The sequence below is a fragment of the Stappia stellulata DSM 5886 genome (genome assembly GCF_000423705.1).
Taxonomy (GTDB): Bacteria; Pseudomonadota; Alphaproteobacteria; order Rhizobiales; family Stappiaceae; genus Stappia; species Stappia stellulata.
Genome location: NZ_AUIM01000004.1, coordinates 940,769 through 966,375 on the forward strand (window position 1 = coordinate 940,769; position 25,607 = coordinate 966,375).

Annotated in this window: 20 protein-coding genes and 1 tRNA gene; 13 read left to right on the forward strand and 8 right to left on the reverse strand. The window is 64.1% G+C overall.

The window, feature by feature from the left end; translation table 11 throughout:
* Positions 1–4: 4 nt before the first annotated feature.
* The gene (locus G572_RS0104535) at positions 5–1,279 is read left to right on the forward strand and encodes a TRAP transporter large permease subunit (RefSeq protein ID WP_029057461.1); all 1,275 of its coding nucleotides are present in this window, start codon (positions 5–7) and stop codon (positions 1,277–1,279) included.
* Here the strand turns inward: G572_RS0104535 and G572_RS25330 are convergent.
* From G572_RS25330 to G572_RS0104555, 4 genes are read right to left on the reverse strand one after another with little or no spacing between them, the layout of a single operon-like run.
* On the reverse strand, positions 1,247–2,470 hold the full coding sequence (locus tag G572_RS25330) for an MFS transporter (RefSeq protein WP_029057462.1): 1,224 nt from the start codon (positions 2,468–2,470) through the stop codon (positions 1,247–1,249). The genes G572_RS0104535 and G572_RS25330 overlap by 33 nt on opposite strands.
* Position 2,471: 1 nt before the next feature.
* Positions 2,472–3,536 (reverse strand): hypothetical protein, encoded by a 1,065-nt coding sequence (locus G572_RS0104545; RefSeq protein WP_029057463.1) that lies wholly within the window; start codon positions 3,534–3,536, stop codon positions 2,472–2,474.
* Positions 3,537–3,570: 34 nt separating this feature from the next.
* Positions 3,571–9,768, reverse strand: a complete 6,198-nt coding sequence (locus G572_RS0104550; RefSeq protein ID WP_029057464.1) for a non-ribosomal peptide synthetase — start codon at positions 9,766–9,768, stop codon at positions 3,571–3,573.
* Positions 9,755–10,615, reverse strand: coding sequence for a class I SAM-dependent methyltransferase (locus G572_RS0104555; RefSeq protein ID WP_029057465.1), 861 nt, complete (start codon positions 10,613–10,615; stop codon positions 9,755–9,757). The genes G572_RS0104550 and G572_RS0104555 overlap by 14 nt, the downstream gene beginning before the upstream one ends.
* Positions 10,616–10,835: 220 nt before the next feature.
* Here G572_RS0104555 and G572_RS26745 point away from each other — a divergent pair, with 220 nt between their 5' ends.
* From G572_RS26745 to G572_RS25335, 8 genes are all read left to right on the forward strand, one after another.
* Entirely contained in the window at positions 10,836–10,958 is a 123-nt protein-coding gene (locus G572_RS26745; RefSeq protein ID WP_263626991.1) for a hypothetical protein, read from the forward strand.
* 164 nt (positions 10,959–11,122) lie between these two features.
* Positions 11,123–12,511 carry an MBL fold metallo-hydrolase gene (locus G572_RS0104565; protein ID WP_029057466.1) on the forward strand — a complete coding sequence of 463 codons (1,389 nt, stop codon included), beginning with the start codon at positions 11,123–11,125 and terminating at the stop codon, positions 12,509–12,511.
* A complete protein-coding gene (locus tag G572_RS22505) occupies positions 12,508–13,884 on the forward strand; it encodes an SUMF1/EgtB/PvdO family nonheme iron enzyme (RefSeq protein WP_051241596.1) in 1,377 nt (458 codons plus the stop codon). Before G572_RS0104565 ends, G572_RS22505 begins: the two co-directional genes overlap by 4 nt.
* Positions 13,881–14,912, forward strand: a complete 1,032-nt coding sequence (locus G572_RS0104575; RefSeq protein ID WP_029057467.1) for a CobW family GTP-binding protein — start codon at positions 13,881–13,883, stop codon at positions 14,910–14,912. Before G572_RS22505 ends, G572_RS0104575 begins: the two co-directional genes overlap by 4 nt.
* A gap of 24 nt (positions 14,913–14,936) precedes the next feature.
* Positions 14,937–16,037: a hypothetical protein gene (locus G572_RS0104580; protein ID WP_029057468.1), complete on the forward strand. Its 1,101-nt coding sequence runs from the start codon at positions 14,937–14,939 to the stop codon at positions 16,035–16,037.
* Positions 16,034–16,525, forward strand: a complete 492-nt coding sequence (locus G572_RS0104585) for a pyridoxamine 5'-phosphate oxidase family protein (RefSeq protein ID WP_051241598.1) — start codon at positions 16,034–16,036, stop codon at positions 16,523–16,525. The genes G572_RS0104580 and G572_RS0104585 overlap by 4 nt, the downstream gene beginning before the upstream one ends.
* A 311-nt stretch (positions 16,526–16,836) precedes the next feature.
* On the forward strand, positions 16,837–18,486 hold the full coding sequence (locus G572_RS0104590) for an alpha/beta hydrolase (RefSeq protein WP_051241600.1): 1,650 nt from the start codon (positions 16,837–16,839) through the stop codon (positions 18,484–18,486).
* 12 nt (positions 18,487–18,498) lie between these two features.
* Entirely contained in the window at positions 18,499–19,359 is an 861-nt protein-coding gene (locus G572_RS25335) for a dienelactone hydrolase family protein (protein WP_051241604.1), read from the forward strand.
* 254 nt (positions 19,360–19,613) lie between these two features.
* Here the strand turns inward: G572_RS25335 and G572_RS0104600 are convergent, their stop codons facing one another.
* Together G572_RS0104600 and G572_RS0104605 are read right to left on the reverse strand one after the other, a co-directional pair.
* Positions 19,614–20,636 (reverse strand): sodium:calcium antiporter, encoded by a 1,023-nt coding sequence (locus tag G572_RS0104600; protein WP_037545329.1) that lies wholly within the window; start codon positions 20,634–20,636, stop codon positions 19,614–19,616.
* Positions 20,637–20,920: 284 nt separating this feature from the next.
* A tRNA-Ser gene (locus tag G572_RS0104605) sits at positions 20,921–21,010 on the reverse strand.
* A 229-nt stretch (positions 21,011–21,239) separates the two neighbouring features.
* Between G572_RS0104605 and G572_RS0104610 the strand changes: the two genes are divergently transcribed.
* Both G572_RS0104610 and G572_RS0104615 read left to right on the forward strand, forming a co-directional pair.
* The gene (locus G572_RS0104610; RefSeq protein ID WP_029057472.1) at positions 21,240–21,962 is read left to right on the forward strand and encodes a helix-turn-helix transcriptional regulator; all 723 of its coding nucleotides are present in this window, start codon (positions 21,240–21,242) and stop codon (positions 21,960–21,962) included.
* 149 nt (positions 21,963–22,111) lie between these two features.
* Positions 22,112–22,378 carry a hypothetical protein gene (locus G572_RS0104615; protein ID WP_029057473.1) on the forward strand — a complete coding sequence of 89 codons (267 nt, stop codon included), beginning with the start codon at positions 22,112–22,114 and terminating at the stop codon, positions 22,376–22,378.
* Between the two features lie 135 nt (positions 22,379–22,513).
* Here the strand turns inward: G572_RS0104615 and G572_RS0104620 are convergent, their stop codons facing one another.
* On the reverse strand, positions 22,514–22,783 hold the full coding sequence (locus G572_RS0104620; RefSeq protein ID WP_029057474.1) for a hypothetical protein: 270 nt from the start codon (positions 22,781–22,783) through the stop codon (positions 22,514–22,516).
* A gap of 436 nt (positions 22,784–23,219) precedes the next feature.
* Here G572_RS0104620 and G572_RS0104625 point away from each other — a divergent pair, with 436 nt between their 5' ends.
* The gene (locus G572_RS0104625) at positions 23,220–23,642 is read left to right on the forward strand and encodes a DUF2147 domain-containing protein (protein ID WP_037545332.1); all 423 of its coding nucleotides are present in this window, start codon (positions 23,220–23,222) and stop codon (positions 23,640–23,642) included.
* 86 nt (positions 23,643–23,728) lie between these two features.
* Here G572_RS0104625 and G572_RS0104630 read toward each other — a convergent pair whose 3' ends face one another.
* On the reverse strand, positions 23,729–24,442 hold the full coding sequence (locus tag G572_RS0104630; RefSeq protein ID WP_029057476.1) for a glutathione S-transferase family protein: 714 nt from the start codon (positions 24,440–24,442) through the stop codon (positions 23,729–23,731).
* A gap of 322 nt (positions 24,443–24,764) precedes the next feature.
* Between G572_RS0104630 and G572_RS26180 the strand changes: the two genes are divergently transcribed.
* Complete coding sequence (locus G572_RS26180; protein ID WP_156884468.1) at positions 24,765–25,571, forward strand: hypothetical protein; 807 nt, start codon at positions 24,765–24,767, stop codon at positions 25,569–25,571.
* Positions 25,572–25,607 lie beyond the last annotated feature (36 nt).

A 25,607-nucleotide genomic window follows, 5' to 3' on the forward strand; every position in this document is an offset into this window, starting at 1 on the left:
AGCCTTGGACTGGCTCGCGCCCCTCGCGCTGATCCTCGCCTGTCAGATAGGGCTTATCCTCGCCGGCGTTCCGGTGTTTTTTGCCTTTTTGACGGTGGTGTTCGGCGCGGCTGTTGCAGTCTTCCCCGGCACCATCGGTGTAACGCTTCTGTCGCGCTCCCTGATCGAGGGCCTGTCGCGCTTCGTGCTTCTTCCGATCCCGCTCTTTCTGATGATCGGACATCTCCTGATCGAGAGCGGCGCGGGCGGTCGCGCAATTGCGGCCGTCCGCGACCAACTGGGCGCGGCGGGGCGACGCCAGGGGTTCGTGGCGCTCGGCAGCGGGGTCCTGTTGTCGGCGGTTTCCGGCTCATCGCTTGCCGCGGCCGCGCTCATCCTCAATGCGCTGAAGCCGGCAGCGAACCGGAACGGCGCGGATTCCGGCCCCCTGACCGGGGCAGCCCTCGCCAGCGGAGGCATCGCCATCTTCGTGCCTCCCTCCGCACTCGCCGTTCTCGTCGCCTCCATCGCGCAGGTGGATGTCGCGGCAATGCTGATCGCCATCGTGCCGCTGGGCGCCTGCCTTGCACTGGCCCATGCAATGGTGATCCGTCTCACCGAACGTCCCGCCGCAACCGCGCGCAAAGCCGAGCGCGAAGCTCCTTCCCGGCTTCGACATCACATATTGCGCGCGGCCGTGATTTTCGCCTCCATGGTTGCCGGCATCGCCTTTGGCATCGCAACACCGACCGAAGCTGCGGCCCTCGGGCTCGTCACCACGATCGTGCTTCTCGCGGCCTCGGGAGAACTCGACCGCCATGTCCTCGCCCGTGCAGCCACGCGAACCGCCACCGAAGGCGCGGGCCTGCTTCTCGTGATCGCCGCCGCCGGGATCTTTTCCCAGATCCTGGTCTTCCTCGGAATCGCGCAAGGCGTAAGGGACACGCTCGAGGCCCTCGCCGGGGCACCGCTTGCACTGCTTTTCGCCTGCGCAATTGCCGCAATTCTCCTCGGCTGCTTCGTGGACGGGGTCAGCATGGCGCTCATACTCGTGCCTCTTGTGCTTCCCGTACTCACCGCAGCCGGCATTGCGCCGCTGCATGCCTGCCTGGTCATCCTGCTGTGCATGGAGATCGGCCTGATCACGCCGCCCTTCGGATTGCTTCTGATTGTGGCCAGCGGCGTCATGAGGGAGCGGATGACGTTTCCCGCCATCGTTCGCGCGGTGCTGCCCTTTCTCGCCGCCAAGCTCATCGTGCTGGCCGGCCTATGCGTCCTTGCCGCCGCCGTGTCCGGGTGATCGCCCGGCTGTCGATTCCGCACGCATGCCGGCCAGCCCGATGACGATAAAAATCCCGCCCGCGCAGGCAATGGCAAGCGGCACGCCCGCGCGTTCGGAAATCTGGCCGATCGCATAAAACAGCAGGATCGAGATGATATTGGACGCAAAGCCCAGGATGGACGCCGCACTGGCGCGAACCGAGCCGGCGACACGGTCGTGAAGAAGACCGGAATTGGCGGTCGCCGCCCCTTGGTAAAGCATTGCGAAGACGACCACAGCGGGCAGCGCCAGATAGAGCGTGCCGACCCCTACGCCAACAAGCAGCATGACGCCCGCGCCTGCGACGGTCGCGCCAATGGAGACAGGTTTCAGGGCCGCGAGCCGGTGGGCGAGAAGATCGCCGAGCGCCTGCGCCCCCATGATCGCGCCGAGAAAAAGACCGAGAGCCGTTTCAGGCACACCGAGATCGGTGCCGAGCAGGGGCCAGTACTCGTCCACCGCGCCGGTGCCGATCAGCGCCCCGCCAAAGAGGATCACCCGCAGGACGGCGGGATCGCGGACCACATGGCCATGGAGCGCACGAACGAACTCGCCAAGCCCCACGGTGCCGTCGTCCACGACCGTCGGTGCCTTGCGCCGCACGAGCAGGAGGCAGCCAAGCGCCGTCACGGCGGCGACGGCGGTCAGGGCGAGAACGAAGGTGAAACCGAAGGCCATCAACGCCGGGCCGACGGAATAGGCAATCAGCATCGCCGTCCACTTCAGGGCGTTGATCTGACCGAGCACACGCACAAAGGCGCCGCGGGCACCGCGGGCCTCCATTTCCTCATAGAGAAACGACCGGAACGCGCCGGAAGACAGGGCCCCGCGCATGCCCCAAAGCGCAAGACCGATGCCGAACCCGACAAAGGTCGGCATGAAATGCCAGACGGCAAAGCAGCCAAGATAGGCGACATGACCGATGATCAGGATCGCCTTCTTGGAAAAGCGGTCGGCGAGATAGCCCGACGGCAGTTCGAAAAGCAAAGAGGAAATCGGCCACAGCATGAGCAGCGTGGCGATTTCCGTCTCGCTCAGTCCCTGGTCGCGGAAATAGAGCAGATAGACCGGATAGATCAGAATGAGCCCGTCAAAGAAGCCGTAGCCGTAAAAAAGGCCAAGAGTACGCCATTCGACCCGCCCCGGGCGGCCCTTCTCGTCCCCTGTCACATCAACTCCAGTCTGTCTTGGCGAGAAGGTCCATGAACCACGCCCGGTCATGCCCGTGGGCGGACGAGGTCATGACCAGGGCACGGGTGCCCTCGTGCTCGAAGACGGCGGCCCACGGCCCGACAGACGCGTCTATGAAGCGGACATGCGCCTCCGTCCCGTTGACAGAAACCGTTTCGCCGCTCGCGGGATGCGACGATGCAAGCGGCGGCCAGGCAATACGCCCGCGGTTCCCCGCCTGCAGGATAAAGCGGACTTCACGCCCCCTGCCCGGCGCGGCGGTGAAGACCAGTTCCGCCTCGCGGTTGTCCGCGTCGCCGAACAGGCCTGTGCTGTCGAGACCGAAACCGAAGGAAGGGTCGAGCCGCGGTTGGCGAATTCCCGGCGTCTCCGCGGCACCGGCGGTCCAGGCCCCTCGCTCCGCCTCGTCGGTGCGGCTGAAACGGAACAGCCCGTAGGGCACGTTGACGATCGGAAGGTCATGCCGCGACCAGTAGGTCAGGGTCGCAAACGGCTGAGCCTCCAGCAGGCGCGCAAACTGCGCGTCCACCGGCTCGAGACCGCAGAAGAGTGCGGCGATCTCTTCGTCGGAATAGCGCCCCTCCGAGATCGACATCTCCACCGAGGTTCGGTTGATGCGCGAGGTGGCGCCGGCCCGGTCCATGAAATCGGTGCCGACCCAGGTCACATAGGGGGGCACGGACGGCACGGGGCGGACCGCGCCGCCCCACAGCGGCGGATGATCGCAGGCCGGCGGTGCCCAGTCATACAGGAACTGCTTGAGGCGAAAACGCCGCCCGTTTCCCTCAAAGCGCATCAGATAGGAACAGGTGTTGGCGCTCGTCCAGTCCGGGGGACGGTTTCCCCGCTCGATGGCATCGTCGTCGGTCGGCGGCGCCTCGACCCGCAGGAAGGCCTCTGTCATCAGTGTGTCGGGCGGCAGATAACGGGGCCGCAGGATGGTGAAATTCAGCATCGCCTGTGCGGCTTCGGCCGCAAGAGGCCGGATGCGGGTGCCCGCGTCTTCAAGCGGCACCACATAAGGTTCGTATGTCGCGGTCCACATGGCTTACTCCCCCTTCTTTCGTGTTTGACGGGTCTCAGGCGCTGCGGCGAACGGCCGGCACCGCGGTGAGAGCCCCCACCACATGATCGAGAATGGCGTCGGCGCGCTCCGCACCCAGAAGTTGCAAAGAGCAGGTTACCTCAACGATCCAGCCGCGCGGATCGATTTCGACATTGAGCGCAAGCGGAAAGACGGTTTTCGTGTCCGCCCGCCGCAATGCGCCATTGACCTCGCGCAGCCAGCGGCCGCGTCGGCCGCCGATAACCGGCACGGCCATGGGTTGCTCCACCGATACCGTCACGAAGGCGGCTTTCTCCCCATCGGCAAGCCGGCCCGCCTGCCGCAATCCCTGCTCCAACATGCTGAGCGTGAAGGGATAGGCGTCGATGGCCGTGTCGATGCCCTTCTGGATGGCGCCTAGATCTCCCTTCGCCTCGCTCTCGAGCACCAGCGGCAGGGTTGCCGCCATGGGGGCGAACACACCGCCGAAACCCGCCGCCTCCCGCCCGTCGACGAGGACACCGAGAATGCCGGCTTGCGTCTCCGGCAAACCCTGAAGAATGCGGGCAAGCCCGGCGGCAATCGTGACACCCGCCGTTTGCATCGCCCGAACGAACGATACCTCCGCCCCTTCGGCAAGGATCGCGACACGATGCTCGACGGGATTGACGGCCGTGCCGTCATAGGCCGGCCACCGGTCGATCGCGGCGCAACGCTCGATCCACGCCCGCCCGGCCCCGGCCATGCGCTCGCGCTCCCAGGCAGCGCGCCAGGCGACAACTTGCGGAAAATCGACCTTGCGCGGGTGCGCCTGCGCCGCGTCGCTCGACGCCTCTTCCATGACCGCGGTGAAGTAGTCGTTTGCCTGGCCGGAAACCATGATGTTGTGGGACACAAAGGCAAGCCAGCAACTGCCATCGGGAAAATCGGTCTGAACCAGGCGAAACAGCGGTGCGCGGGTCACGTCGAAGGGACGCCAGCACTCCTCCGCAATCGCCCTGCGCGCAGCCTCGGTGCCCGAAACGGCGCGGCAAACATGGGCCGGCCGGCCCCTGTCCCGCCGCCAAAGCCCGGCCTCGGGGTCCCAGACGGCGGACAGCGGGAAATGCTCCGTGGCAAGCCTGTCAAGCGCCGTCTGCAAACGGTTCGCGTCGACACCCGCGTCGAAGGCGGCCACATAGGGTTGGTTCCAGGCGCCCTCGTCGCCGCGCTCGACCATGGTCGCAAGCTTCGCTGCCTGTATCGGCAAGGGCGGAGCGCTGTCGAGTGCGACCGCGACGGGCGCCGGTTCCGGCATCGTCAGGCCGGGATCGCGTGCGTCGATCAGGGCAGCCAGCCCGGCCGGAGTCGGATGGGCACGAAACTCCGAGTAGAGAAGGCCTGTCCGGTAGCGCCGCGCAATCTCGCCCAACAGTCGCATGGCAAGAAGCGAATTGCCGCCGGACAGGAAGAAATCGGTGTCCTCCCGCACGCCCGGATCGGACAGGGCCGCGCGAAAACGGGCTATGAGCCAGTTGTCCGTGGACGCATTGTCGGGGACTGTCTCCTGCGCATCCCCGGAGAGCGCATGTGCGTCGCGCTCGGCGCGCGCGCGCAAGGAACGCCGGTCGATCTTGTTCGCCGTGGTGAGCGGGATCCGCTCGAGAACAAGTAGGCGCTGAGGCACCGCGACAGCAGGCAGATTGCGGGCGATATGGGCGCGAAATTCCTGCGTGTCGAAGGCATCCGGATCGCGCGGTACCACGGCCATCAGAAGATGATCGGCAAAAGGCTCGGCCCCTGGGAGAAAGGCTGTCGCATCGGCGAGTCCGGGATATCGGCGTGCAACAACCTCGACGTCGCCGAGTTCGAGCCGCTGCGAGCGGATCTTGACCATCTCGTCCTGGCGGCCGCTGACGTGTATCGTGCCATCGTCCGCCAGCATCGCCCGGTCGCCGCTGGCATAAAGGCGCGCGCCCGTCTTTCCGAAGGGGTCCGGCTGAAAACGCTCCGCCGTCATCTCCGGCGCGCCGACATAGCCCTGCGCTAGGCACAGACCGCCGAAACAGAGTTCGCCGTAGGTTTCCAGCGGAAGCGGTCGCCGGCGTCGGTCGAGAATCCGGCAATAGGTATTGGGCGCCGCAACGCCGACGCTGACAACGCGGTCGGGATCACGCAAATCGCCATAAGTGCAGGAGATGGTGCATTCGGTCGGGCCGTAGACATTGACGAGCCGACAGCTGGGCGCCACGACTCTGCGCCAGGCATCGACGGCGTCGGGCCGCGCGGCCTCGCCGCTGAAGATGACTGTGTGGACAAGACGCAGCGCGGCCTGTGCTTCTTCCGTCCAGAGACCTGCGGCGAGAAAATGGAACCATGCGGTCGGCAGAGTCAGAAGAGTAACGCCCTGCTCCCGGATCCGGTCGAAGAAACGCGCCGGGGATCCCATCATTGCGTCGTCGCGAATGACCAGAGCCGCGCGACGGGTCCAGGCAAAGACAACCTCTTCGATATACGCATCGAAGCTTGGCGAGGCGAATTGCAGGATCCGGTCATGGGGACGGATGTCGCTCATTTCATCGGCAAGCAGCGAATGGTTGCGCGCAGCCCCGTGGGACACGGCGACGCCCTTCGGCACACCGGTCGAACCGGAGGTAAAATAGACCCAGGCGATCCCGTCCGGGACGGCAAGGCTCGGACCCGATGGCGGACGCGCGCGGCGCTCAAGCGTTTCGGCATCGAGCGCGAGAACCGGGCCGCCGAACGGCCAGGACGCTCCGTCGACCGTGATGACCAGCTTCGGCCCGGCGACATCGGCGATCTGCCGGAGCCGGGCAGCCGGCATCGCGGGGTCGATCGGCACGAACGCAGCGCCTCGCCGCCAGATGGCAAGCATCGCGACGACGCAAACGAGCGAGGGAGCGGAAAGAACCGCGATGCGATCGCCTGGGCCGACGCCATAAGCGCCCATCAAGGTGTCCACGCCCCCCACCAACGCCAGGATCCGCGACGCGGACACCTGCCGGTCCTTCGACAGAAGGGCGAGTGTCTCCGCTCGTCCGGCGAGATCCGCCTCAATCCCGTGCGAAACGGTCAAGAACGCCGGCTGCGGCAAGGCGGCTCCGGCCCCGGCGGCGAAAATCCGGGCCTCTTCGCCCTCCAGCAGCACGGGGCAATCGGCGAGCGGCGCCTCGGAAGACCGCGTCATCCAGTCGAACACATGATGCAGACGCTTGAGAAAAACCCGCAGGGCCACCCCCGGTACAGCGGCCTCCCCGACAAGTCGGAGCGCACCTTGCGCGTCTTCCGTCAGCGTCACCGACAGCGGAAATTTCGCAAAGGGTGACGGACGGTGCCGGACGGCCACCACGCCGTCGCCCGGGGCTTCGGCATCCTGTTCATGGCTGAAAGTCGCAAGGGCGCCAATATCCATGCCCCTTTCGGCGAAAGCGGGGGCGAGCCGGGCCATGCCCGCGTGCGAGGCCCCGAGACCGTCGGCGAGAGCGGCCCCGGTTCCCTCGAGGTTCTGCGCGACCGTGGCATCTTCGTCGATCCGGATGGGCAGCGCCGCCGTCTGTGTCATCAGCCCGACCGTTTCGAAATCGCGGGCCGCGCGCCGGGCGCTGATGAAGGCGCCGACGAGCGTCCGGTCGCGGTCGCCCAGCCGGCAGACAAGCGTTGCAAAGGCCAGCAGGCCGACGCGAAAGAGCGTCGTTCGCCTGTCGCGCGCAAAGTCGACGAGCCGCCGCCGAAGGTTTTCGTCGAAAGACAGGGTCTCGACAACCAGCGGCCCGTCCGGCATGTCGCAAAACGGAAGCGGCGCCTGCTCCATGCCGCTTTCAAAACCGGCATAGCAGCCGTCATGGCCGAATGCAGCGCCCCCCTCGCGCTCGTCATGCGCCATTTGGCGCGTCCGGGCGCACCGGGCGATCCAGTCCCGGTAGGCGGGCGGGGCCGCACTTGCTTGCGGGTTGCCCACCGCAAGATGACGGGCGAGCCGCCGGGCAAGCACGCCCGGCGACCAGCCGTCGCAAACGGCATGATGCAGGAGCAAAACGAGCACGATCCGCCCCTCGCCGTCTCTTGCAAGCCGTGCCCGGAAGAGCGGCCCGAGGTCCATATCGAGCGGTTGCGCCATGAGCTGCGCGGCAACGGCATCGGGATCTGCAAGATCCCGTTCTGCGGCAAATGCGGCAAGCTCTTCTTCGATGCGCGTGGGATTGACGGGAACGACCGTGAGATCGCCGCCTGCCTCGCGGATCGTCAGCGCCAGCGCATCGGTCGAGACGAGCACCGCTTGCACAGCCGCAACGATCCGCTCCCGGTCGAGGCCGAAATCGAATGTGAAGAGGAACGTTTCGTTGTAACGCGGATCGCCCTTCGAGACCTGTTCCGCAAACCAGATGCCTGTCTGCTCGGGCAAGGCGGGCAAGGCGCGCCCGTCGTCGTCCTGCGCGTTCCCCGTTTCACGGGTCCCGCTCGCCACGCGGATCATCCCGGCGAGAGACGACACCCGGTCATCCGCGAAAAGATCACCGAGCTCGATCTGCACGCCGAAAGCGCGCTCAATCTCGCCAAGCAGGCGCATGGCATCGAGCGAGGTCGCACCCGTGGCAAAGAAGCGGTCCTCCGGACCGCGCGGGCCGAGACCGGCGATGGCCGACCAAAGCCGGCCGATACGGGTTTCATCCTCGCTCAGCGGCCGATCCCCGACCCAGTCGGGAAGCGTCCAGGCGGCAATCGCTGCCCGGTCTGTCTTGCCATGGGCGCTGAGCGGCAGTTGAGGCACTATGCAATAGAGATCGGGGCAAGCCGCCGCCGGCAGTCTGTCGCGCAGCTCTCGGCGCAGGGCGGATTCAGCGACCGTCCAGGCGCTTTCCGCCACCCAGGCGACAAGACGGGGACGGGCGCCGGCGCCACGGTCGATCACGCAAAGGTCCGGCCGGGCAAGAATTTTCGCGATCGCCTGCTCGATCTCTTCCACCGAGATCCGCTCGCCACCGAATTTTGCATCGTTTCCGGCCCGGCCCAACAGCACGACATGACCGGTTTGTGCATCGATCCGGCCGAGATCTCCGGTCCGGTAGACCCGCGCACCACCGGAAAACCCCGGGAATATAAACCGTTCGGCGGTCGCCTCCGGACTGTCCAGGTACCCGAGAGCAAGACCGGTGCCGCCGATGTGGATTTCGCCGGCCTCTCCCGGTCCGGCAAGGCTGCCATCGGCCCGCACGACATAAAACTCGGTATTGGCGATGGGAAAGCCGATGGCACCGTCCGGTGTCGCCCCCGGCGTCAATGGGTCCACGCTGCGCACGCTGGATGCCTCGGTAATGCCGAAGGCGTTCACGAGCGCACAGCTCTCCGGCACGTCGGGCACGGTGCGAAGGACGTCGCCGCCGACGATCAGCAGGCGGAGCCGGCATCCTTGCGTGAAATCGCCGCGACGCAACATGCCGGCCCGGGCTGTGGCGAGGAAGGTGATCTCGACGCCGGTCCGCTCCAGCCAGCGAACAAATCCCGGACCGTCGGAAAGGTCGGCGTCTTCGGCGATATGGATCTCGGCCCCTGCCAGAAGCGCCGACCATACCTCCCAGCGGCTAACGGCAAAGGCGGTCGATGCGGTCCAGCCCGTGCGGGTTCCCGGTTCCATCTCGAACGCCTGCGCGGTCCAAAGGGCTTCGTTGAGGATCCCGTCCTGCGCGGTGAGCACCCCCTTCGGCCGCCCTGTGGACCCGGATGTGAAATAGACGACCGCCGGGACGTCGGGATCCTCTGGAACCGCTCCATGGTCGTCACCCGCACGCGAGCGCGAAAAGGGGGCAAGAAAGCGCAAGTCGGCATCCGGCAGATGGACGCTGCGATCGAACGCGAATGTGAGGCGCGGCCGGGCCTCTTCATGCAGCATCCGCACCCGTTCGGGCGGATGGGCCGGGTCGAGCGGCACGGCCACCGCCCCTGCGAACAGGCAACCGATCTGCGCGGCGACAATGTCGGGCGAACGCCCGCCGAGGAGCGCGACCCGGTCGCCGGGCAAAACACCCTCTGCGTGAAGACAGGCGGCCACGGCACGGCCCGCCCCGCGCAATTCGGAATAGGAATGTGCCTGGCCGGCCGCGACCACGGCGACACGGCGACCGTACCTCTCAAGCGCCTCGTCGAGCGCTGTCGCCAGCGAGCGCGGATCCAACCGCATGACGGGCCCGCGCACCGGATTGGCCGGCGCACCCTGCGAACCGTCAGGCGGGCGCATGGGGCGGACACCTTCCGATACAGGCAATGCGGGAGGACGTCGCAAGAAGCGGCCCGAAGCTCGCGGGCGCTTGCGGGTCGGTGCGAAACCCCTCCTTGCAGGCGATGTCAACGAAGCCCGCAGCTTCCAACAGCTCGCTCAATTGCCGTTTTGTATAAATCCGCAGGCGTGTCGCGAAAACGCGCGGGCGCGCGCTGCCGCTCTCCACCGTCACAACCTGATCGAGCGTGCCCGTTTTCCAGTCCACACGGTTTTCCTCGCGCACAAATGCCGAAGGCCCAAGCGGATAGGACTTGCGCTCCGGCCACATACGCGCCGGCCCGCCGGCATGGATCGTCTCGAGAACGAGCCATCCGCCAGGCCGCAAGACGCGCCGGAAGGCCTTGAGCGCCGCAAGATCCTCATCGGCATCGTCGAAGAAACCGAAAGCGGTGTAGAGGCTCGCCACCGCGTCGAAGCATCCTGCGGGAAAAGGCGGACTGCGGATGTCGCCCTGAACGAGACGTCCGGCGGGAAGACCCTTGCCCCGGGCGGCGGCCAGCATTTCGCCGGAAAAGTCGAGCCCCACGGCATCCAGCCCCGCGTCGATGAATTGCTTGAGATGCCGGCCCTGCCCGCAGCCGGCGTCAAGCAGCTTCGCGCCCGTGAAGAGACCGAGCATGTCGATGACATCGCCGACCTGGATCCGGTCCAGCGTCTCTGAAAATTCAGAGGCATAAAGATCGAGATAAGTGCCGCCGAAAGCTGTCTTCCAGGCCTCCGCGCCAGGCCCGCCGCGCGGTCGGTCATGTGCATGCCCCCCCTCGCTGCGCCCACCTGCCGGACCGGCCGTCGATGGCTCCGTCATTCGGCGGTATCCGGCAACGACACAAGGGCTTTCCACGCGACCCGACACGATCCGGCCGTCGACTCCAGATCCCTTACGCTAGGGAAGCCTTTCAAGAAATAACAATCAGCACTTGTAACCATATTATTATTCACGCTTGACGGGTATTCTGTGAGTACGTAATCTTACGTTGTTGTTGGCATGAGTCAACAACTTCTAGACGCAATGAAGGAGTCCAACGATGAGCCACGAATATGAGGTTGAAATCGACGAAGTGACCCTCAGCGAGGCTGAAACCCTCGTGCGGATGCAGGACGGCGACGCCGGCAACGACGAAGACAGTCAGATCGCCGAAAAGTGGTGATCGCCAGCGTTGACGCGCGTGTCTGAAAACCGTGCGTCGGCATCCCGGCCGGAAGCGCGCCCGGCCGGGTATTTGCCGTGAAAACGGGGAACTGTGTTTCCAATCCTCACCGGACGTGCGCCCCGCATGCCCGGCAACCGGAGCTTGACGACGGGAGTTCTCGCGTGATTATCACCTCCCTCGGCCATTCCTCTTTTCTCGTCGAAACAGGCGGGACGACACTTGCCGTCGATCCGTGGCTGACGCCCCGTCTCGATCGGTTCTGGCGCCGCAATCTCCATTGCGACATTACCCTGACCCTGCCGCGCGTCGACGCCCTGCTGATCAGCCACCACCATTGCGATCATTTGAACGTGGAATCGCTGGCCGGCATCAACAAGGATGCAATCGTCCTTTATCCGGACGCGGAAAAGCTGCCGGTCCATAGCGGTTCCGGCATGGGATACAAGGCGATCCCCTGGATCTTGCGGGAGCTCGGCTTTACGCGCCTTGTCGCGGTCAAGCCGCTTCAGGAGGTCGGCTTTCGCGACATGACGATCACCGCCCTGCCCTCAAAAGTCATGTTCCCGGAGTTTCTCTACCTGCTGGAGGTCGAGGGCAAACGCGCGATCTTTGGCGGAGATGCCATCCTGCACCCCAGGACGGAGGCCTTCTTTCGCGAACGGCAACCGGCAATCGACATCGCATTCATCCCGAGCCATTCCACCTCGCCGGCCGCTCCGCTTCTGGAGCGCCGCGAGGCCGACGACTATGCACTTTTCGAGAAACGCTGCCGTGATGCTTTCAGCGCCCACACCGACCTTTTCAACGCCACCCTCACCGTGCCGTCGTCGTTTGGCTGGCGGGTCGACGGCATCGATGCAGCGGACCGTTTCGCATGGGTCAACCGCAAGATCTTCCCCTTCACGCCGCTTCAGGCGCATGACGCCCTGAAACACACCGGCCGGCGAAGTCATCTCCCGGGTTCCGGAGACCGCTTCGTCGTCTCTGCCGGCGGATCCGTTGCTGTGGAACCGGGCGCGCGCCACGCACCGGCGGATGTGGCGGACAGCTATGCCGATCTCGTGCTCGAGCCCAAGGTCGGGATTCCGGCGTTCCGGCCCGGCTCCTACGGCGAAGCCCCGTTCACGGGCGATCCGGAAGAACTCGTGCGCAAGGTTCTGGCGCATATCGTCGGCACCTACTACTGGAGCCGGCATTGCACGACCCCGCGCCCGGTGACGTTACGCCTGAGCGACGGCGACGGTTTCGACACCGACTATGCTCTCGACATTGCCGGCGGCACCTTCACCGCACAGCCGGCGGACGGGCGGCCGGCCGGCGGCTACAGCTGGCTTCACCCGTCGACGCTGAAGGGCCTTTTCGACGCAGAGCTCCTCTTCGCCAATGCCTTCGGGCTCTGGGCCTCAAACGACAATCTGCTGACGGAGATCTTCCACCATCCGTCCTTCTTCATGACCCACCTCGGGCGGCGGTCGCACGTCGCAAGCCCGCCCGCGACATGCAACGACGCCGGCACCAGGGCGCCGGCCGAAAGGGAGATGTCCGCATGACGACTGCGACCAAGACGCGAACGCCGGCAGAGGCAAGCGGCGGCGGAACCGCGGAGATCTTTCACGCACTCGACGACAGGGCCTTCTGGGAACAGGTCGAGGCGGTGCGCACGGAGCTTGAAGCCTCTGAAAGCCCCGAAGAGGGCATGGCCCGGCTGGAAACGGCGATCAACCATCCGATCTGGCAGGTTCGCGTCGCGGCCTGCGACGTCGCCCATGCCTGGTCACACCATCTGCCGGCCCGCGAACTCCTTTGCGAGGCAACCCATGACGCGGTCGATGCAGTGGCCTTTCGGGCAATTCGCCTTTGCGGTGCCCTGCGTGAGCCGCGCGCCGTTTCGCATCTGGTGCGCATTTCCGGATGGCCGAGCTATTTCACGCGCGAAGACTACAAGCGCAAGCCTGTCGGCATTGGCGCCTCGCTGACCAAACATGCCCTGACGACCATCTTCGACAGCTCCGACCCGTCCGAGCTCAAAGCGCGCGAAAACGACTTCCTCGCCCCCTATCGCGCCCTGCTCGACCGCAAGAAGGCGCGGGAACCCGACCTCTCCACCATGGTCCACATTCCCGAGGGGCCGGCTGTGACGGGCGTCGACTCGGTCGACGACTTCCCATTCTTTTACAAGGACTTCCTTCCGCGGCGCGAGGTTCACGTCGACGCGTTCTATATCGACCGCGATCCGGTCTCCAATGCCGACTATGCACTCTTCCTCGACTTTGCCCGCACCCATCCCGACCGGGTCGGCCACCCCGACGCTCCGCCCGAGAAGGATTATACGCCGGCCCACTGGCGCGATCCGCGCTTTGCCGATCCCGCCCTGCCGGTCACCGGCATCGACTGGTACGACGCCTGGGCCTACGCGGACTGGGCGGGCAAGGCATTGCCGAACGAGACGCAATGGGAAAAGGCGGCCCGCGGACCGGAAGGCCGGGTCTATCCCTGGGGCGACAGCTTCGACCCGGAAAAGGCGAATTATGTCGAAACCTGTTTCGCGCGCCCGATCGGATCCATGGCCGAATGGGAGGAAATCCTGCGCAGCTACAGCGACACGACGCCCGAACGCACGGTTGAGAAGGCCGATGCCCGCGCTGGTTCGCAGAGTGTTTACGGCGTGCGCGGACTTGCCGGCAATGTCTGGGAGTGGACACGCACCAACTTCTTCGACCACAAGGACATGGATCCCTTCTTCAAGAACCGCCATCCGCGCGAATTCATGAACCGGCCGGCCGCCTTCGCCGTGATCCGGGGCGGGTGCTTCACGTCACGCGCGGAGATGCTGCGCGGCTACTACCGGGGCAAGGACCTCCTGACCGATCGCCATTGCGAGATCGGGTTTCGCTGTGTCTGGCAACCGCCGAAGGCGCCATGAGCAGCCTTGAGGAACGCCGCGACGGCGGTGGACGGAGCGAGCGACGGCCGGTGGTCCTGGTCACCGGCCCGCTCGGCAGTGGCAAGACCTCGCTCCTGCGCGACGCGCTCGACCAGGCCGCGCCCGTGGATATCGACATGGTGGTCGGCGACATAGGTGAAGAGAGCATCGATTCCGATCTCTTCGCCCGCGCCGGCTACGTCAATGTCGGGATTTCGGGCGAGTGCATGTGCTGCAGCGGTCTGGAGGGCATGATGGCAGCGCTGACGGAGCTTTCGCATCCGCATCGCCCGTTTCGCGGCATCGTGATCGAGGCCTCGGGCCTTGCGGAAAGCTCCGCGCTGATCGGTGCGCTCGGTGCCGACCCGGTGATGTCAGCGCGCCTCGCCATCCGCAGGGTCGTGGCCTGTGCCGACCTCACGTCGTGGCGCGGCACAGGCATGCCGCAAGACATCCTCCGCGACCAGATCCGGGCAGCCGACACGCTGGTGCTCACAAAGACGGATCTCGCCGTCGGGGCGGAACGCGCGCGGTTCGAGGCACGGCTTTCCGATCTCAACCCGATCGCCCGCATTGTCGAGCGGGACCAAAGCATCCGCGAGCTTTTCGCGCCCGGTTGGCAAGACCGTCTGGCACCGCTCCCCGAAACCGCAGCCGCATCCCACGGCCACCGCCATACCGACATCGCGGCCTTCTCGCTCCATCATGAGGGAAACATCACCTCGGCAGTGCTCGGCGAATGGCTCTTCGCCCTCTCCACCATCCTGGGGCAGGATCTCATTCGGCTGAAGGGCATCGCCGTTTGCCGCGAGCGGACCACGCCGGTCGCCTTCCATGTGGTCAACGGCGTGCTGTTTCCGCTCGAGCCCGTGACCGGAGCCGGCACGGCAACCCATCCCCTGACCGCGACCGTGATCGGCCGCAATCTCGACCGGGACGCCCTGCGCGATACACTCGATCTGGCGCTTGCCCGTCATATGGAACCGAGTGCCGGCTTGCCGAGTATCGATGCCCTGTCACTCTCGTGATATCCACGCAAACGGAAGGGTCGCATGACGGAGGATACAGACACGAACCGTGCGGACGCCTTTGCGGACGGTCTTCTGCACGACCTGCCACTTGCCGATATCCAGGCCCGCGTGAACTTTCCCGTCTTCGAGCCGACGCAACTCGTTGACTGGGACATCACCTGGACCTTGCGCACCGAACAGCCGCCAGGCGGTCGGGAGACCGGCAGCGGCCACCGTGCCAACTGGGGAACGGCGAACCCGTGTTCCCTGCGTTTCGAGGCACGGCGCGACGAGACGGTCTTCCGGCTGAAGCAATTTCTCTACGACTGGGGACCGGCGGCAGGCGACCTGCCCTGTCTCTGGGGATCGCCGGCAACGCCCATCCCTCTGGACGGCGACTACCTCGGCTGGCACGGTCGCGATTTTCAGGGCCGCGAAGGCGGATATGCCCGGCTTGCCCGCACCTCCTGCGAACTGGCCGTCATCTCGGGCGAACTCGGTGAGGACGGCACCGCGCATGTGTTCCGCTCGCTCGTTCGCCTCGGCGGTCCCCACAGCGATGCGCGTCTCACCCTGCCGCTTGCCAGGCTCAGCTATTGGGCTCGCCATGCTCCCGACCCGGTCAACGCCCCGATCGGCTTTTTGCGCTGGCGCCGCGACCGCCGGCCCCGGAAGACAATATGGAAGGCGGCCGACGCGTGTGACGCTCTCGACGTAGCCGTGCACCTGCCGCCGGACGCTGGCCTTGCGCTCGACAGCGTCATTGTCTTCGAATACCGGACCCACCGCGAATTCGAGTTCGTCTTCGACACCGGTGCGGACAAGGGGCACGAAGTCCGGATAATTCTGTTCGACAGGCCGGATGCCTACGACCGGCTTCGACCGTGGTCGCTGGAAAAACACCCCTGCCACCTCGAGACGCTTTCCGATGGAAGCCTGCTGGCCTTCGTCTCCGACACCCATGGCGCCTATACGGCGATCCGCAATCCGGACGGGTCTCATCCACTGCTTGTCCTGACCAGTGCACGGGAAGGCTGGGACCGGAGCTGGGTTGCTGGTCTTGTCGCGGGGATTGAGGCAAGCGGGCTGGACGTGCCGGGCACGCACCCCGGAGGCTTGCGGGCGGGAGGCGCACACGGATGAACGACATGCCGGCAGACACCTCGCTGGACCTGTCCGGCGTGACCCATGACAACCGCCTGCCCGCCTTCGATGTCGTGGCATTCCTGAAACGGCCTTTGGTCGCCCATCTCGCGACATGGAAAGCCGACACGGCCTGCGATTCCCCACTCTGGTTCTATCACGACGGGCGCGATCTCTGGTTCATCAGCGCCAACAGGTCCGACACGTTCCCCGACAAGGTGGAGCGCGCGCCGAACGCCGCCGTCGGCATCGTCGATTTCGACCGCCCGACGGGACGCTTCCTGCATGTCGGCTTTCGCGGCATCGCACGCCCCCACCCCTGGGACGCAGACACGGCCATCGCCCTCCTTTCGAAGTATCTCGGACCGGATCGGTCGAAATGGGATCCCCGCTTCGCCGATGCACCGGAGAGCCCCTCCAACGTCTTCGTGCGTTTCACGCCCCGCACCTTCGTCGCCCGCGACCAATCCTTTCGCGCTCCCGGCTGACCGGGACGCGCAGATCCTGCTTCACGCAAAAAGAGCAACCGTTGCGCCCGGGAGGCCATGAAACGCATTCCGGCCGGCTTGCGCGCAGCGAGACAGCCCGAACAGGGGGCGCTTGCTCCGCGAACCAGGTCCGCAACCGGTCCGGAAAACGACCGACAACATCTGGTTCGCATCGTTTCCCTGTTCAAAGGACGCTCTGCAGGTGTTTGACGGGGTTTACTTTTCAGCGCCCGGAGAGGATCGTTGCGCAGGCGTGCAACCTGCCAGCAGGCGGAACCGCCCCGGTAACATCATTTTAAGGAGACAGCGCCGTGATACGCTGGAAGGAGATTTCGCTGGCCGGGTTGGTGCTCGGCCTTCTCTTTTTCGCGGCCTCGCTCACACCCTCGCTCATTCCGCGCGATGCGATGGTGCAGGGGGTCCTCGGCGGACTGGTCATGGCGCTGGGATATCTCTCCTGGTGGGTGGTGCGGCTGATCTGGCGTTTCGCGGACATGCCGGAACCTTCCGGTGCGCCGAAACGCTGGCTGCTTGCGCTGCTCGCGCTTGGCGCGCTGGGGCTGTTCTTGTGGACGCTCTTCTCGAACCTGACCTGGCAGAACGATTTGCGCGCCAAGATGGGCATGCCGCTGGCCGACGGTCTGGACCTGATCCCCTTGATGCTCGCGGCGATCCTGACCTTCTCGCTGTGTTTTGCCGTAGGCGCCTTCCTCGCCTGGCTGGTGCGCCTCGTGCGCGCCCGCCTGCTGAAGGTCATGCCGGAACGGCGCGCCAATGTCCTCGCCCTCGCGCTTGTGGGGCTGGTGCTGTTCGTCGTCACGAGAGATGGCGTGTACGACCAGGTCGTGACGCGGCTCGATTCAAGCTACGAGACGGCCCAGGAGCTCTTCGACACCGCGCCGCCGCCTCCCGAGAACCCGGACCTGACAGGTGGCGCCAATTCGCTGATCGACTGGGGCGGTGTTGGAACGCCGGGGCGCAATTTCGTGCTCGGCGGCCCGGACGCCGAAGCCATCTCCGCCTTTACCGGCGCGCCGGCGCTCGATCCCATTCGCGTTTATGTGGGACGCGCCAATGGCGAAACGGCCGAGGAGCGCGCCGAACTCGCGCTTGCCGAACTCGAGCGCCGGGGGGCCTTCGAGCGTGAGGTGCTGGTCGTCGCAAGCCCCACGGGCACCGGCTGGCTCGATCCGGGCAGTCACGATCCGCTCGAATACATGCATGGCGGCGACATCGCGACGGTCGCCGTACAGTATTCCTATCTGCAATCGCCGCTGGCATTGATCCTGGAGACCGCCACCGGGCTCGACCAGGCCACCGCTCTGCTGGAGACGGTTCACCGCCACTGGCAGACCCTGCCGGCCGGAGAGCGGCCCAGGCTCTATGTCCACGGTCTCAGCCTCGGCGCCTGGTCGTCGATGCATGCCACCAACCTCTTCCGGCTGGTCAATGATCCCATCGACGGCGCCTTCTGGGCCGGGCCGCCGTTTCCCTCCGCATTCTGGCGGTATGTCCAAAACGCAAGGAACGAGGGCAGCCCCTGGGTCCTGCCCCGGATCGGCGACGGGTCCTTCATACGATACGCCAACCATTTCCAGGATGCGTCCCACGGCGCGGCTTGGAGCGACATGCGCATCGTCTTCCTGCAATATTCCAGCGATCCGATCGTGTTCTACGACCCGTTTTCGGTCTGGCGCGCACCGCCCTGGATGCGGGATCCGCCGGCGCCCGATGCCTCCGCGCATATGATCTTCATGCCCATCGTCACCCAATTTCAGCTGGCGCTCGACATGGCGCTGTCCTTCGGTGCCCCGGCCGGGCACGGCCATGCCTATTACGCCCAAGACTACATCGATCCATGGATTGAGGTGAGCGCGCCGGCGGGCTGGACGAGCGAGGACACCGAACGGCTCAAGGCCCATTGCGACCTCGGTTTCAAGAACGGATGCAACAATGACTGACGCGAGCCGGGCATGAAGCGTTGGCTGGTCGGAACCGGCGTTGCCCTCGTGCTCGTCGCGACGGTTCTCGCCGTCAACGGCTTTCGCGGCCGGCTCGGCTGGACGGCCAACCCGCAATCGCCGCAAGAGATCGCCGCGCTGATTGCACCCGCCATGCGCTGGACACTTCCCGAAGGCGCGGGACCGCATCCGGTTGCGCTGCTGTTGTCGGGCTGCGACGGCCCGCGCTCAAACCTCGACCGGCTGGCGACGGAGCTGGCCGCGGCGGGCTGGGCCTCCGTTCTCGTCGATAGCCACAGCCCGCGCGGGCTGGACGAGGTTCAGCTCTGGCGGCTGGTCTGCGCAGGGCAGCTGCTCAACGGCGCGGAGCGCGCGGCTGACATCGCCGTCACGCTCGCCGCCTTGCGCGCCCGGCCGGAGATCGACAGCACGCGCGTCGTGCTCATGGGCGTGTCCCACGGCGGCTGGACGACGCTGGATTATCTCGCCATGGCGCGCGCCGGAACGTTGCCGCCCCTGCTGACGTCCTGGCCCGAGGCCATTGCCGCCGATCCGCTGGAGGGGATCCGGGGCACCGTCCTCTACTATCCCTATTGCGGCGCGGCGAGCCTGGGCTCCGTCGGCGCGCTGCCGCCGGAGCTGTCCTATCTCTTCCTGTTGGTGGATGGCGACACCATCGCGAACGAGCGCCCCTGTCTGGAGGTTGCGGGGCGACTTCTCTCGGTAAAGGCCGATGTGGCGGTCACCGTCTACGAAGGCGTCACCCATGGCTTCGATGTCGAAGAGAAGTCGTTCCTGAGCCCCCTTGGTTTCGACGCAGACACCAGGGATGCGGCAGTCTCCGCCACACTCGATTTTCTGAATACGCTCTAGGGCGATGGCTCAAACGGGGGCCACGGCTTGAGAGCGATGGCGCCTCGTCAAGAAGCGACAAACACGCGAAACTCGAGGTTTTCCGGACTTTTCCGACAAGGAAAAGGCGGAAGCGGCGTCAGGTCCGAAAGACAGGGACATGGCCGCGCATCGCCGTTTTCAAATCCGCGACAGCCTCATGAATGAGGGCCAGCCCCTAGCCTTGCGCATTCAAAGGGGTGACGATCTGACAGACGACCGCACGCCGTCCAGGGTCATGCGCCCGTCACGAATACCTGAACTGCAATGGCGCAAGCATAAATGCCGAGCAACGCCACGCTTTCCAGCCCGATGCGGGCGGGGCCGAAACGCTGTCGGAGGATCAGTCCCGCCAAGAGCACTGTGGTCATGAGCGCGGCCACGACGATCCAAAAGAAATCAGCCATGGTGGCGGCGTGATAGAGTGACCCGTCTCGATAAAAGACATCGGCTGCCGGAAGGAACAGCGTGTCGAACGTGTTCCCGCCGATAATGCCGCCAATGGCCAATTGAAGCGAACCGCGGCGCACCGCCGCCAGGGTTGTTACGAGTTCCGGCATCGATGTAACCGTCGCTGTCGCCAGCGCCCCGACAAGCGAGGCGGACACCGCAAACCTCTCCATCAACACCGTTGCGGTCGAAGCGATCATCCAGCCCGCGAAGCCCATCACCACGACCAGTCCGATGAATTGAGCGAACAGAAACGCGGTGGAATGTCTGCGTTCGGCCGTGCTCTCGGTATCCGGTTGGTCCTCCCGCGTGTACGGCGTCGAAACGGGTTTCCACATCGGCGTGGCACGAAGGGTGCGACTGGCGACAAGTGCCAGAACATAGACAACCGGAATGACCAGGGACACGGGATGGACCGACCAGATCGTGACCTCTGGTAACGTCAAGGCCAGCATCGGCAGCATCAACAATCCGAAAAGAACGATCGCCTGGAAAACATTGACCAATTCAGCCCCGGCGTGCTCGAGATTGGCCTTTCGATAGGTGAGGTCCGCAATCGCCAGAAATGCCGTCTGAGCGGCGATTCCGCCGATGCTGTTGGAAAACGCCAGCGAGGCATGACCTTCGAATGCGGCAGTGACCGAGACGATCGTGCCGCTCAACGACGTGGATCCACCCAGGAGGATGGCGCCCGCAATGGCTTCTCCAAGCCCCGTACGGTCTGCGAGCCTGTCGACCAGCCGGGTAAGACGTGTGCCACTGACAAACACGGCAAGGGCCGCGATGACGAAGATGGCCAGCACCAGCATCGAAGGCGCATTCGAGAAAATGAGAATATCTCCTTCTCCAGCCGGTCGGTCTTTCCCTACGCCTCCCGGCGCAAAAGCCCGGCGTCGAAAAAGGCTTCGAACCGCGACGGCGCTTCTCGCAACCCCTTGAATCTTCGACCGTCACCGCACGCGCTCGGTCGCTGGGCAAATTTGAAACCGGCCCTCGCCGCTTCATTGCGCTCAGCGCGAAACAATCGGTTTCGAACCGCACAACTGCCAGCCCGACCAACATTTTAACGGCTTTGGATAACGCTGAAAAGGAATGGCGGAGAGGAAGGGATTCGAACCCTCGAAACGGTCTCCCGTTTACTCCCTTAGCAGGGGAGCGCCTTCGACCACTCGGCCACCTCTCCAACGTGTTCGGGATAGGCGGAATAACCGCATGGGTCAAGGCATTTTCAGGCCGTCATGCACAGCTGAAACGCTCCTCCGAAGCAGGCCCGGTCATCCGCGTGCCTTGACGAAAAGGCCATGAATCCGCGTCCGTCCCGCAATCTCCATCTCCTCGAAATATCGTATAAAGTTTGCATTTGAAAACTGCTCGCATTGCGGGCACGCATTTTCGAGTATGGATGGAAAGCGATGGATCACGACACCCTTATGGCGCTTCTTGAGCAGATCCGCGACGCGGTCGACGAGAGAGCGATCTGCGACGCCCTTCTTCGAATTGGCGCCCGCTACGGCCTCACGCAGGTGTTGTGCGGTGTCGTTCCGGCAGAAGAGACGCCTGGCCCGGACGCCCGGACGCAAATCCTGTTCAATCGCTGGCCCCACGAATGGCTGTTGCGCTATTTCGACGAAGGCCACGTCCACAAGGATCCCGTCATCCACCGTGTGCTCACCACGGAGAACGGCTTCCGGTGGTCAGAAGCCATCGCCCAGGCGCCCTCGCCCGCCGCCGATCAGCTGTTCGGCGCCGCGCGCGAACATGGTCTGGTCGACGGAATTGCGATTCCCGTGGTCACCGCAAACGGCGCAAGAGGCAGTCTTTCACTCGGCGGCGAGCGGATCGCATTGACGGACAAGGAAATCGGCATGCTCGAGGTCGCGGCCAATCTTGCGGTGGAGTGTTCGGGAGCGGTTGAAATGAATCGCAAATCCGCTCGCGAGCTCGGTTTGTCGGCACGCGAATACGACTGTCTGCGGTGGACGGCAGAAGGCAAGACCGACCGGGACATCGCCGATTTGATGGGTCTTGCCGTGCGCACGATCGAGGATCACGGCGCGGCCCTGCGCCGCAAGCTCAACGCGATCAACCGGGCGCATCTGGTCACACGCGGGTTTCGTGCCGGCCTCTTGCGGTGACCCTGCACGCGGCCCGCGGCCGTCGCACCGTGGGAATCCACGATGGCTTCCCGCAGCTCCAGCGTGAACACTTCCGGCCAGAGGCTGGCGGGACGACCGCATGCCGGTTCCCGAGAGCGACGCTTGATGAGCGATGCGAGGTTGGCGGTATGGCGAGCGACAGGAAAAGCAGCGGAAAGAAACGAAGAGCGACGGCGCGCACCATCGGAGATCGAACGAACGTGCTGATCGAGGCTCTTCCAAACGACGCCGGACTGGTGCCGCTCAAGAAAAGGCTGAAGCAGGTCCAAGCCGTTGCGCGCCTGCTGTCCTTGCCGGATGCCAAAGCTGCATCGCAGACTGTATCTCGTCGCGAGAAAAAGCGGCGCCCCCTCGGGAAATCGCAAAACGACCCCTGCGCAAAAGACGGCTTGTGACGGACGCGTGTCGGCCGGTCATCGGCCCGGGCATGTCGATCGCGGCGCCTGGACGCCTTACAGGTCACACGCCGCGATCTGTCGGAATGCCTTCGAGCGATGCGGCTCCTCCGCGCGGGCCGGGCGTAAGGTGTCTCAATTCAGACTGAGCCATTCGCGGGCGGCCCGCTGGGCTTCGGCGATTTCGGTCCGGCTCATTTCGTCGGCGATATCGCGGCGATGGTGCACCGCCTGGGCATTGCCCTTCATCGCGGCCAGATTGAACCATTTGTGCGCAGCGACCAGATCCGTCACGCCATGCCGGCCGCAGGCGCAATCAAGCCCCATCTGCAACAGGATGTCAGGGCCGGCGGGTTGTCCGCCCATGGTTGCCAGTTCGGGGTTTCCAAGATCAAGACGGGCCATTTCACACTCCGTTTCCGTTCAACGCTCCGGCTTTGCGGCATGCAAAGCCAAGAAGGGAGAAAGACGCCGTTCCGGTTTCTTGTGTCTGCATCTTTCAACGCCGAGTGTGTCGTCGGTCTTTCAACGAGAGCTTAAAAATCGCACTTAACGAGACACAAACACAATTAGAATTTTCGGTAAATTTTACAAAGGATTCACCAGGAATCCGGAAATCGGATAATGGAATCAGCTTCCTTTGCCGACAATTCGACAGTCGTCGTCAACCAGGGATTCACCATTCGAACAAAGAGGAATTTTTAAACCTCCTCGCGACCCGGGCAAAACGCCCTCACCTGCCGTAACGGCACCGGTGGTCAACGCCTCACCTCTCGACTACATTCCGTTTACGTAAAGGGCATAACGCCTCTTTTCGGACACTGCGGAGGAGACACGTGAAATGACCGATCACCCGATTGCCCGCACCGCGCTCATCATGGCGTTGATGTTCCTGATGCCGGCCGCGGCCGCGGCCGCCGACGCCAGCGGCATCTGGCAGCGCCCAAGCGGCACGTCGCGCATCGAGATCAGCAAGTGCGGCTCCGCCTTGTGCGGCACGCTGGTGTGGTTGAAGGCACCGCGCGCCGACACCAAGAACCCGGATCCCGCGAAACGCTCCCGCTCCTTGCTTGGCACGCGCACGGTGATGGGAATGACGCCGGCCGGCGAGCCCGGTGTCTGGACGGGGCGGGTCTACAACGCGGAAGACGGCAAGACCTACAAGGGACGCATGGTCCTGGAAGGTCCGGACAGACTGTCGCTCAAGGGCTGCGTGCTTGGCGGACTGATCTGCCGGGGCGAAACATGGAACCGGGTCAGATAGCTCGCATTGCGGCAAAAAGGGCGCTCCGGCGGACCGCCGGGCGCCCCACCCTCAATCCAACGTATCTTTTACCAGCGGATACGCGGTCAGCGCGCCCGCTGGCCGAACAGCACCGATTGCGCGTTCTTGTCGCCGGCAAGGTTGAGTTTTTCGCGCTCTTCCTGTCCCACGGCAAGACCGCGCGCCACCGCCGGGCGTTCCATCATCGCCTCGAGCCAACGCTTCACGTTCGGGAAATCGGCGGCGAGGTCCATCCCCTGACGCTCCCAGCCCTTTGCCCAGCCCACGATCGCCATGTCGGCAATGCTGTAGTCGCCGGCCACGAAGTCCCGTCCCTCAAGCTGCGTGTCCAGCACGCCATAGAGGCGGTGCGTCTCGTTGAGATAGCGCTCCATGGCATAGGGGAGTTTTTCCGGCGCATAGACGCGGAAGTGGTGGTTCTGGCCGAGCATCGGACCGAAACCGCCCATCTGCCACATGAGCCATTCCTCGACCTTCACCCGCGCACGCTCGTCGGCGGGATAAAACTTGCCGAACTTGCGGCCGAGGTACTGAAGAATTGCCCCCGATTCAAAAACCGAAATGGGTTCGCCACCCGGACCTTCCGGATCGACGATGGCCGGCATGCGGTTGTTCGGCGCGATTTTCAGAAAGTCCGGCTTGAACTGGTCGCCAGCGCCGATGTTGACGTATTTGATCTCGTAGGGAACCCCCAACTCCTCCAGGAGGATCGTCACCTTCCAGCCGTTCGGCGTCGGCCAGTAATGGACTTCAATGGGCTCTTTTTGAGAAACGCTCATTCTTGGTCTCCGGACTGTCGGTCTCAAGGCTTGCGGATTTTTCCGCCCTCACGGCTAGACATAGGCAACCACGTTCCATCCGGCAAAGCCTGAATTGATCACGCGCTCAAAGGAGGCCGCAACGATGGACGCCCGATCACGTGCCATGAACGCCCCGGCGTGACATGAAAAGCGGGCCCGGGGGAAGCCATCTCAGAACCAAATGATTGTGCGTTATCAACAATCTTGCTAAAATAAAATGACGCAAGGTAAATCAAGTATTATTTGTAATATACAAATAAAAAATTGAATTTTTCAACATATTGTCGCAACGGAGAGAAAAATGAAGGCTTCATTGATTGCATTCTCTGTATTTCTAGCGTTCGCACCCTTGTCTTCTCATGCAGGACGCCTTGGGAAATGCGTGAAATGCGCCAGCGATGCCGGCCCGCAAATCGACACCTGGGACATGGGAAACCCGCTTGGCGGCTGCGGTTTGATGGCCACGGGAGGGGACGGCGATCCAAGGCTTTGTGACGCGAACATGGGCATCGTTCGCGGCGGACCGATGAATGATCCTTTTTGGCAATGCTCAACGGGTTCATCTTCATTCACCACGTGGATTGGCGGAGAAGACAAGGATCTGATTATTGTTGGGGAAGACAAAAGCAATATATCGAGCGGCACATTCTATCGAATTCAGGATGGAGACGAGTACGACTGCGGGGTTGATGTTTTCACGGGGAAAAATCACACGGTCGTCCGATATGGAAGAGATAATGATATCTTTGATATATTCACAAAAAAGCCTGATGGTTTTTCAAGGAATACATACAGAATTGAAGACGGAGACGGACATGGCCTCGTGTCTGGAGACAATGTGGTCGGGCGCCTCTATGGGAACCACAAGGACATAATTGCTCTATATGGCATATCCGACGATGGCACCGTGTCGGAATGGCGACGGGGCTTTTTTGACGGCAGGTTTCACGGAATGGAACTCCTTGGCCCGTCAGATGTTGGCCTGATTTATGGCAATGACAACGATATTCGGGTCCGGTTCTGTTTCGACGGGAAGAGCTGGACATTCGGTCCGCATATCGGCTTCGGTCAGCCTTATCCGGCCGCGTGTTCGCAACCACTTCCATGAGAGACTGTGTGTCGAACGGAAAAACTGGCGGGCGGA

What these genes read in the sequence shown, in the direction of transcription:
- G572_RS0104575 (WP_029057467.1), top strand. Translation starts at nt 13,881, where the DNA reads ATGAGCAGCCTTGAGGAACGCCGCGACGGCGGTGGACGGAGCGAGCGA.
- G572_RS0104610 (WP_029057472.1), top strand. Translation starts at nt 21,240, where the DNA reads ATGGATCACGACACCCTTATGGCGCTTCTTGAGCAGATCCGCGACGCG.
- G572_RS0104550 (WP_029057464.1), bottom strand. Translation starts at nt 9,768, where the DNA reads ATGCGCCCGCCTGACGGTTCGCAGGGTGCGCCGGCCAATCCGGTGCGC.
- G572_RS26745 (WP_263626991.1), top strand. Translation starts at nt 10,836, where the DNA reads ATGAGCCACGAATATGAGGTTGAAATCGACGAAGTGACCCTCAGCGAG.
- G572_RS0104555 (WP_029057465.1), bottom strand. Translation starts at nt 10,615, where the DNA reads ATGACGGAGCCATCGACGGCCGGTCCGGCAGGTGGGCGCAGCGAGGGG.
- G572_RS0104600 (WP_037545329.1), bottom strand. Translation starts at nt 20,636, where the DNA reads ATGCTGGTGCTGGCCATCTTCGTCATCGCGGCCCTTGCCGTGTTTGTC.
- G572_RS0104620 (WP_029057474.1), bottom strand. Translation starts at nt 22,783, where the DNA reads ATGGCCCGTCTTGATCTTGGAAACCCCGAACTGGCAACCATGGGCGGA.
- G572_RS0104615 (WP_029057473.1), top strand. Translation starts at nt 22,112, where the DNA reads ATGGCGAGCGACAGGAAAAGCAGCGGAAAGAAACGAAGAGCGACGGCG.
- G572_RS0104580 (WP_029057468.1), top strand. Translation starts at nt 14,937, where the DNA reads ATGACGGAGGATACAGACACGAACCGTGCGGACGCCTTTGCGGACGGT.
- G572_RS0104630 (WP_029057476.1), bottom strand. Translation starts at nt 24,442, where the DNA reads ATGAGCGTTTCTCAAAAAGAGCCCATTGAAGTCCATTACTGGCCGACG.
- G572_RS0104625 (WP_037545332.1), top strand. Translation starts at nt 23,220, where the DNA reads ATGACCGATCACCCGATTGCCCGCACCGCGCTCATCATGGCGTTGATG.
- G572_RS26180 (WP_156884468.1), top strand. Translation starts at nt 24,765, where the DNA reads ATGAAGGCTTCATTGATTGCATTCTCTGTATTTCTAGCGTTCGCACCC.
- G572_RS0104585 (WP_051241598.1), top strand. Translation starts at nt 16,034, where the DNA reads ATGAACGACATGCCGGCAGACACCTCGCTGGACCTGTCCGGCGTGACC.
- G572_RS25335 (WP_051241604.1), top strand. Translation starts at nt 18,499, where the DNA reads ATGAAGCGTTGGCTGGTCGGAACCGGCGTTGCCCTCGTGCTCGTCGCG.
- G572_RS0104545 (WP_029057463.1), bottom strand. Translation starts at nt 3,536, where the DNA reads ATGTGGACCGCGACATACGAACCTTATGTGGTGCCGCTTGAAGACGCG.
- G572_RS22505 (WP_051241596.1), top strand. Translation starts at nt 12,508, where the DNA reads ATGACGACTGCGACCAAGACGCGAACGCCGGCAGAGGCAAGCGGCGGC.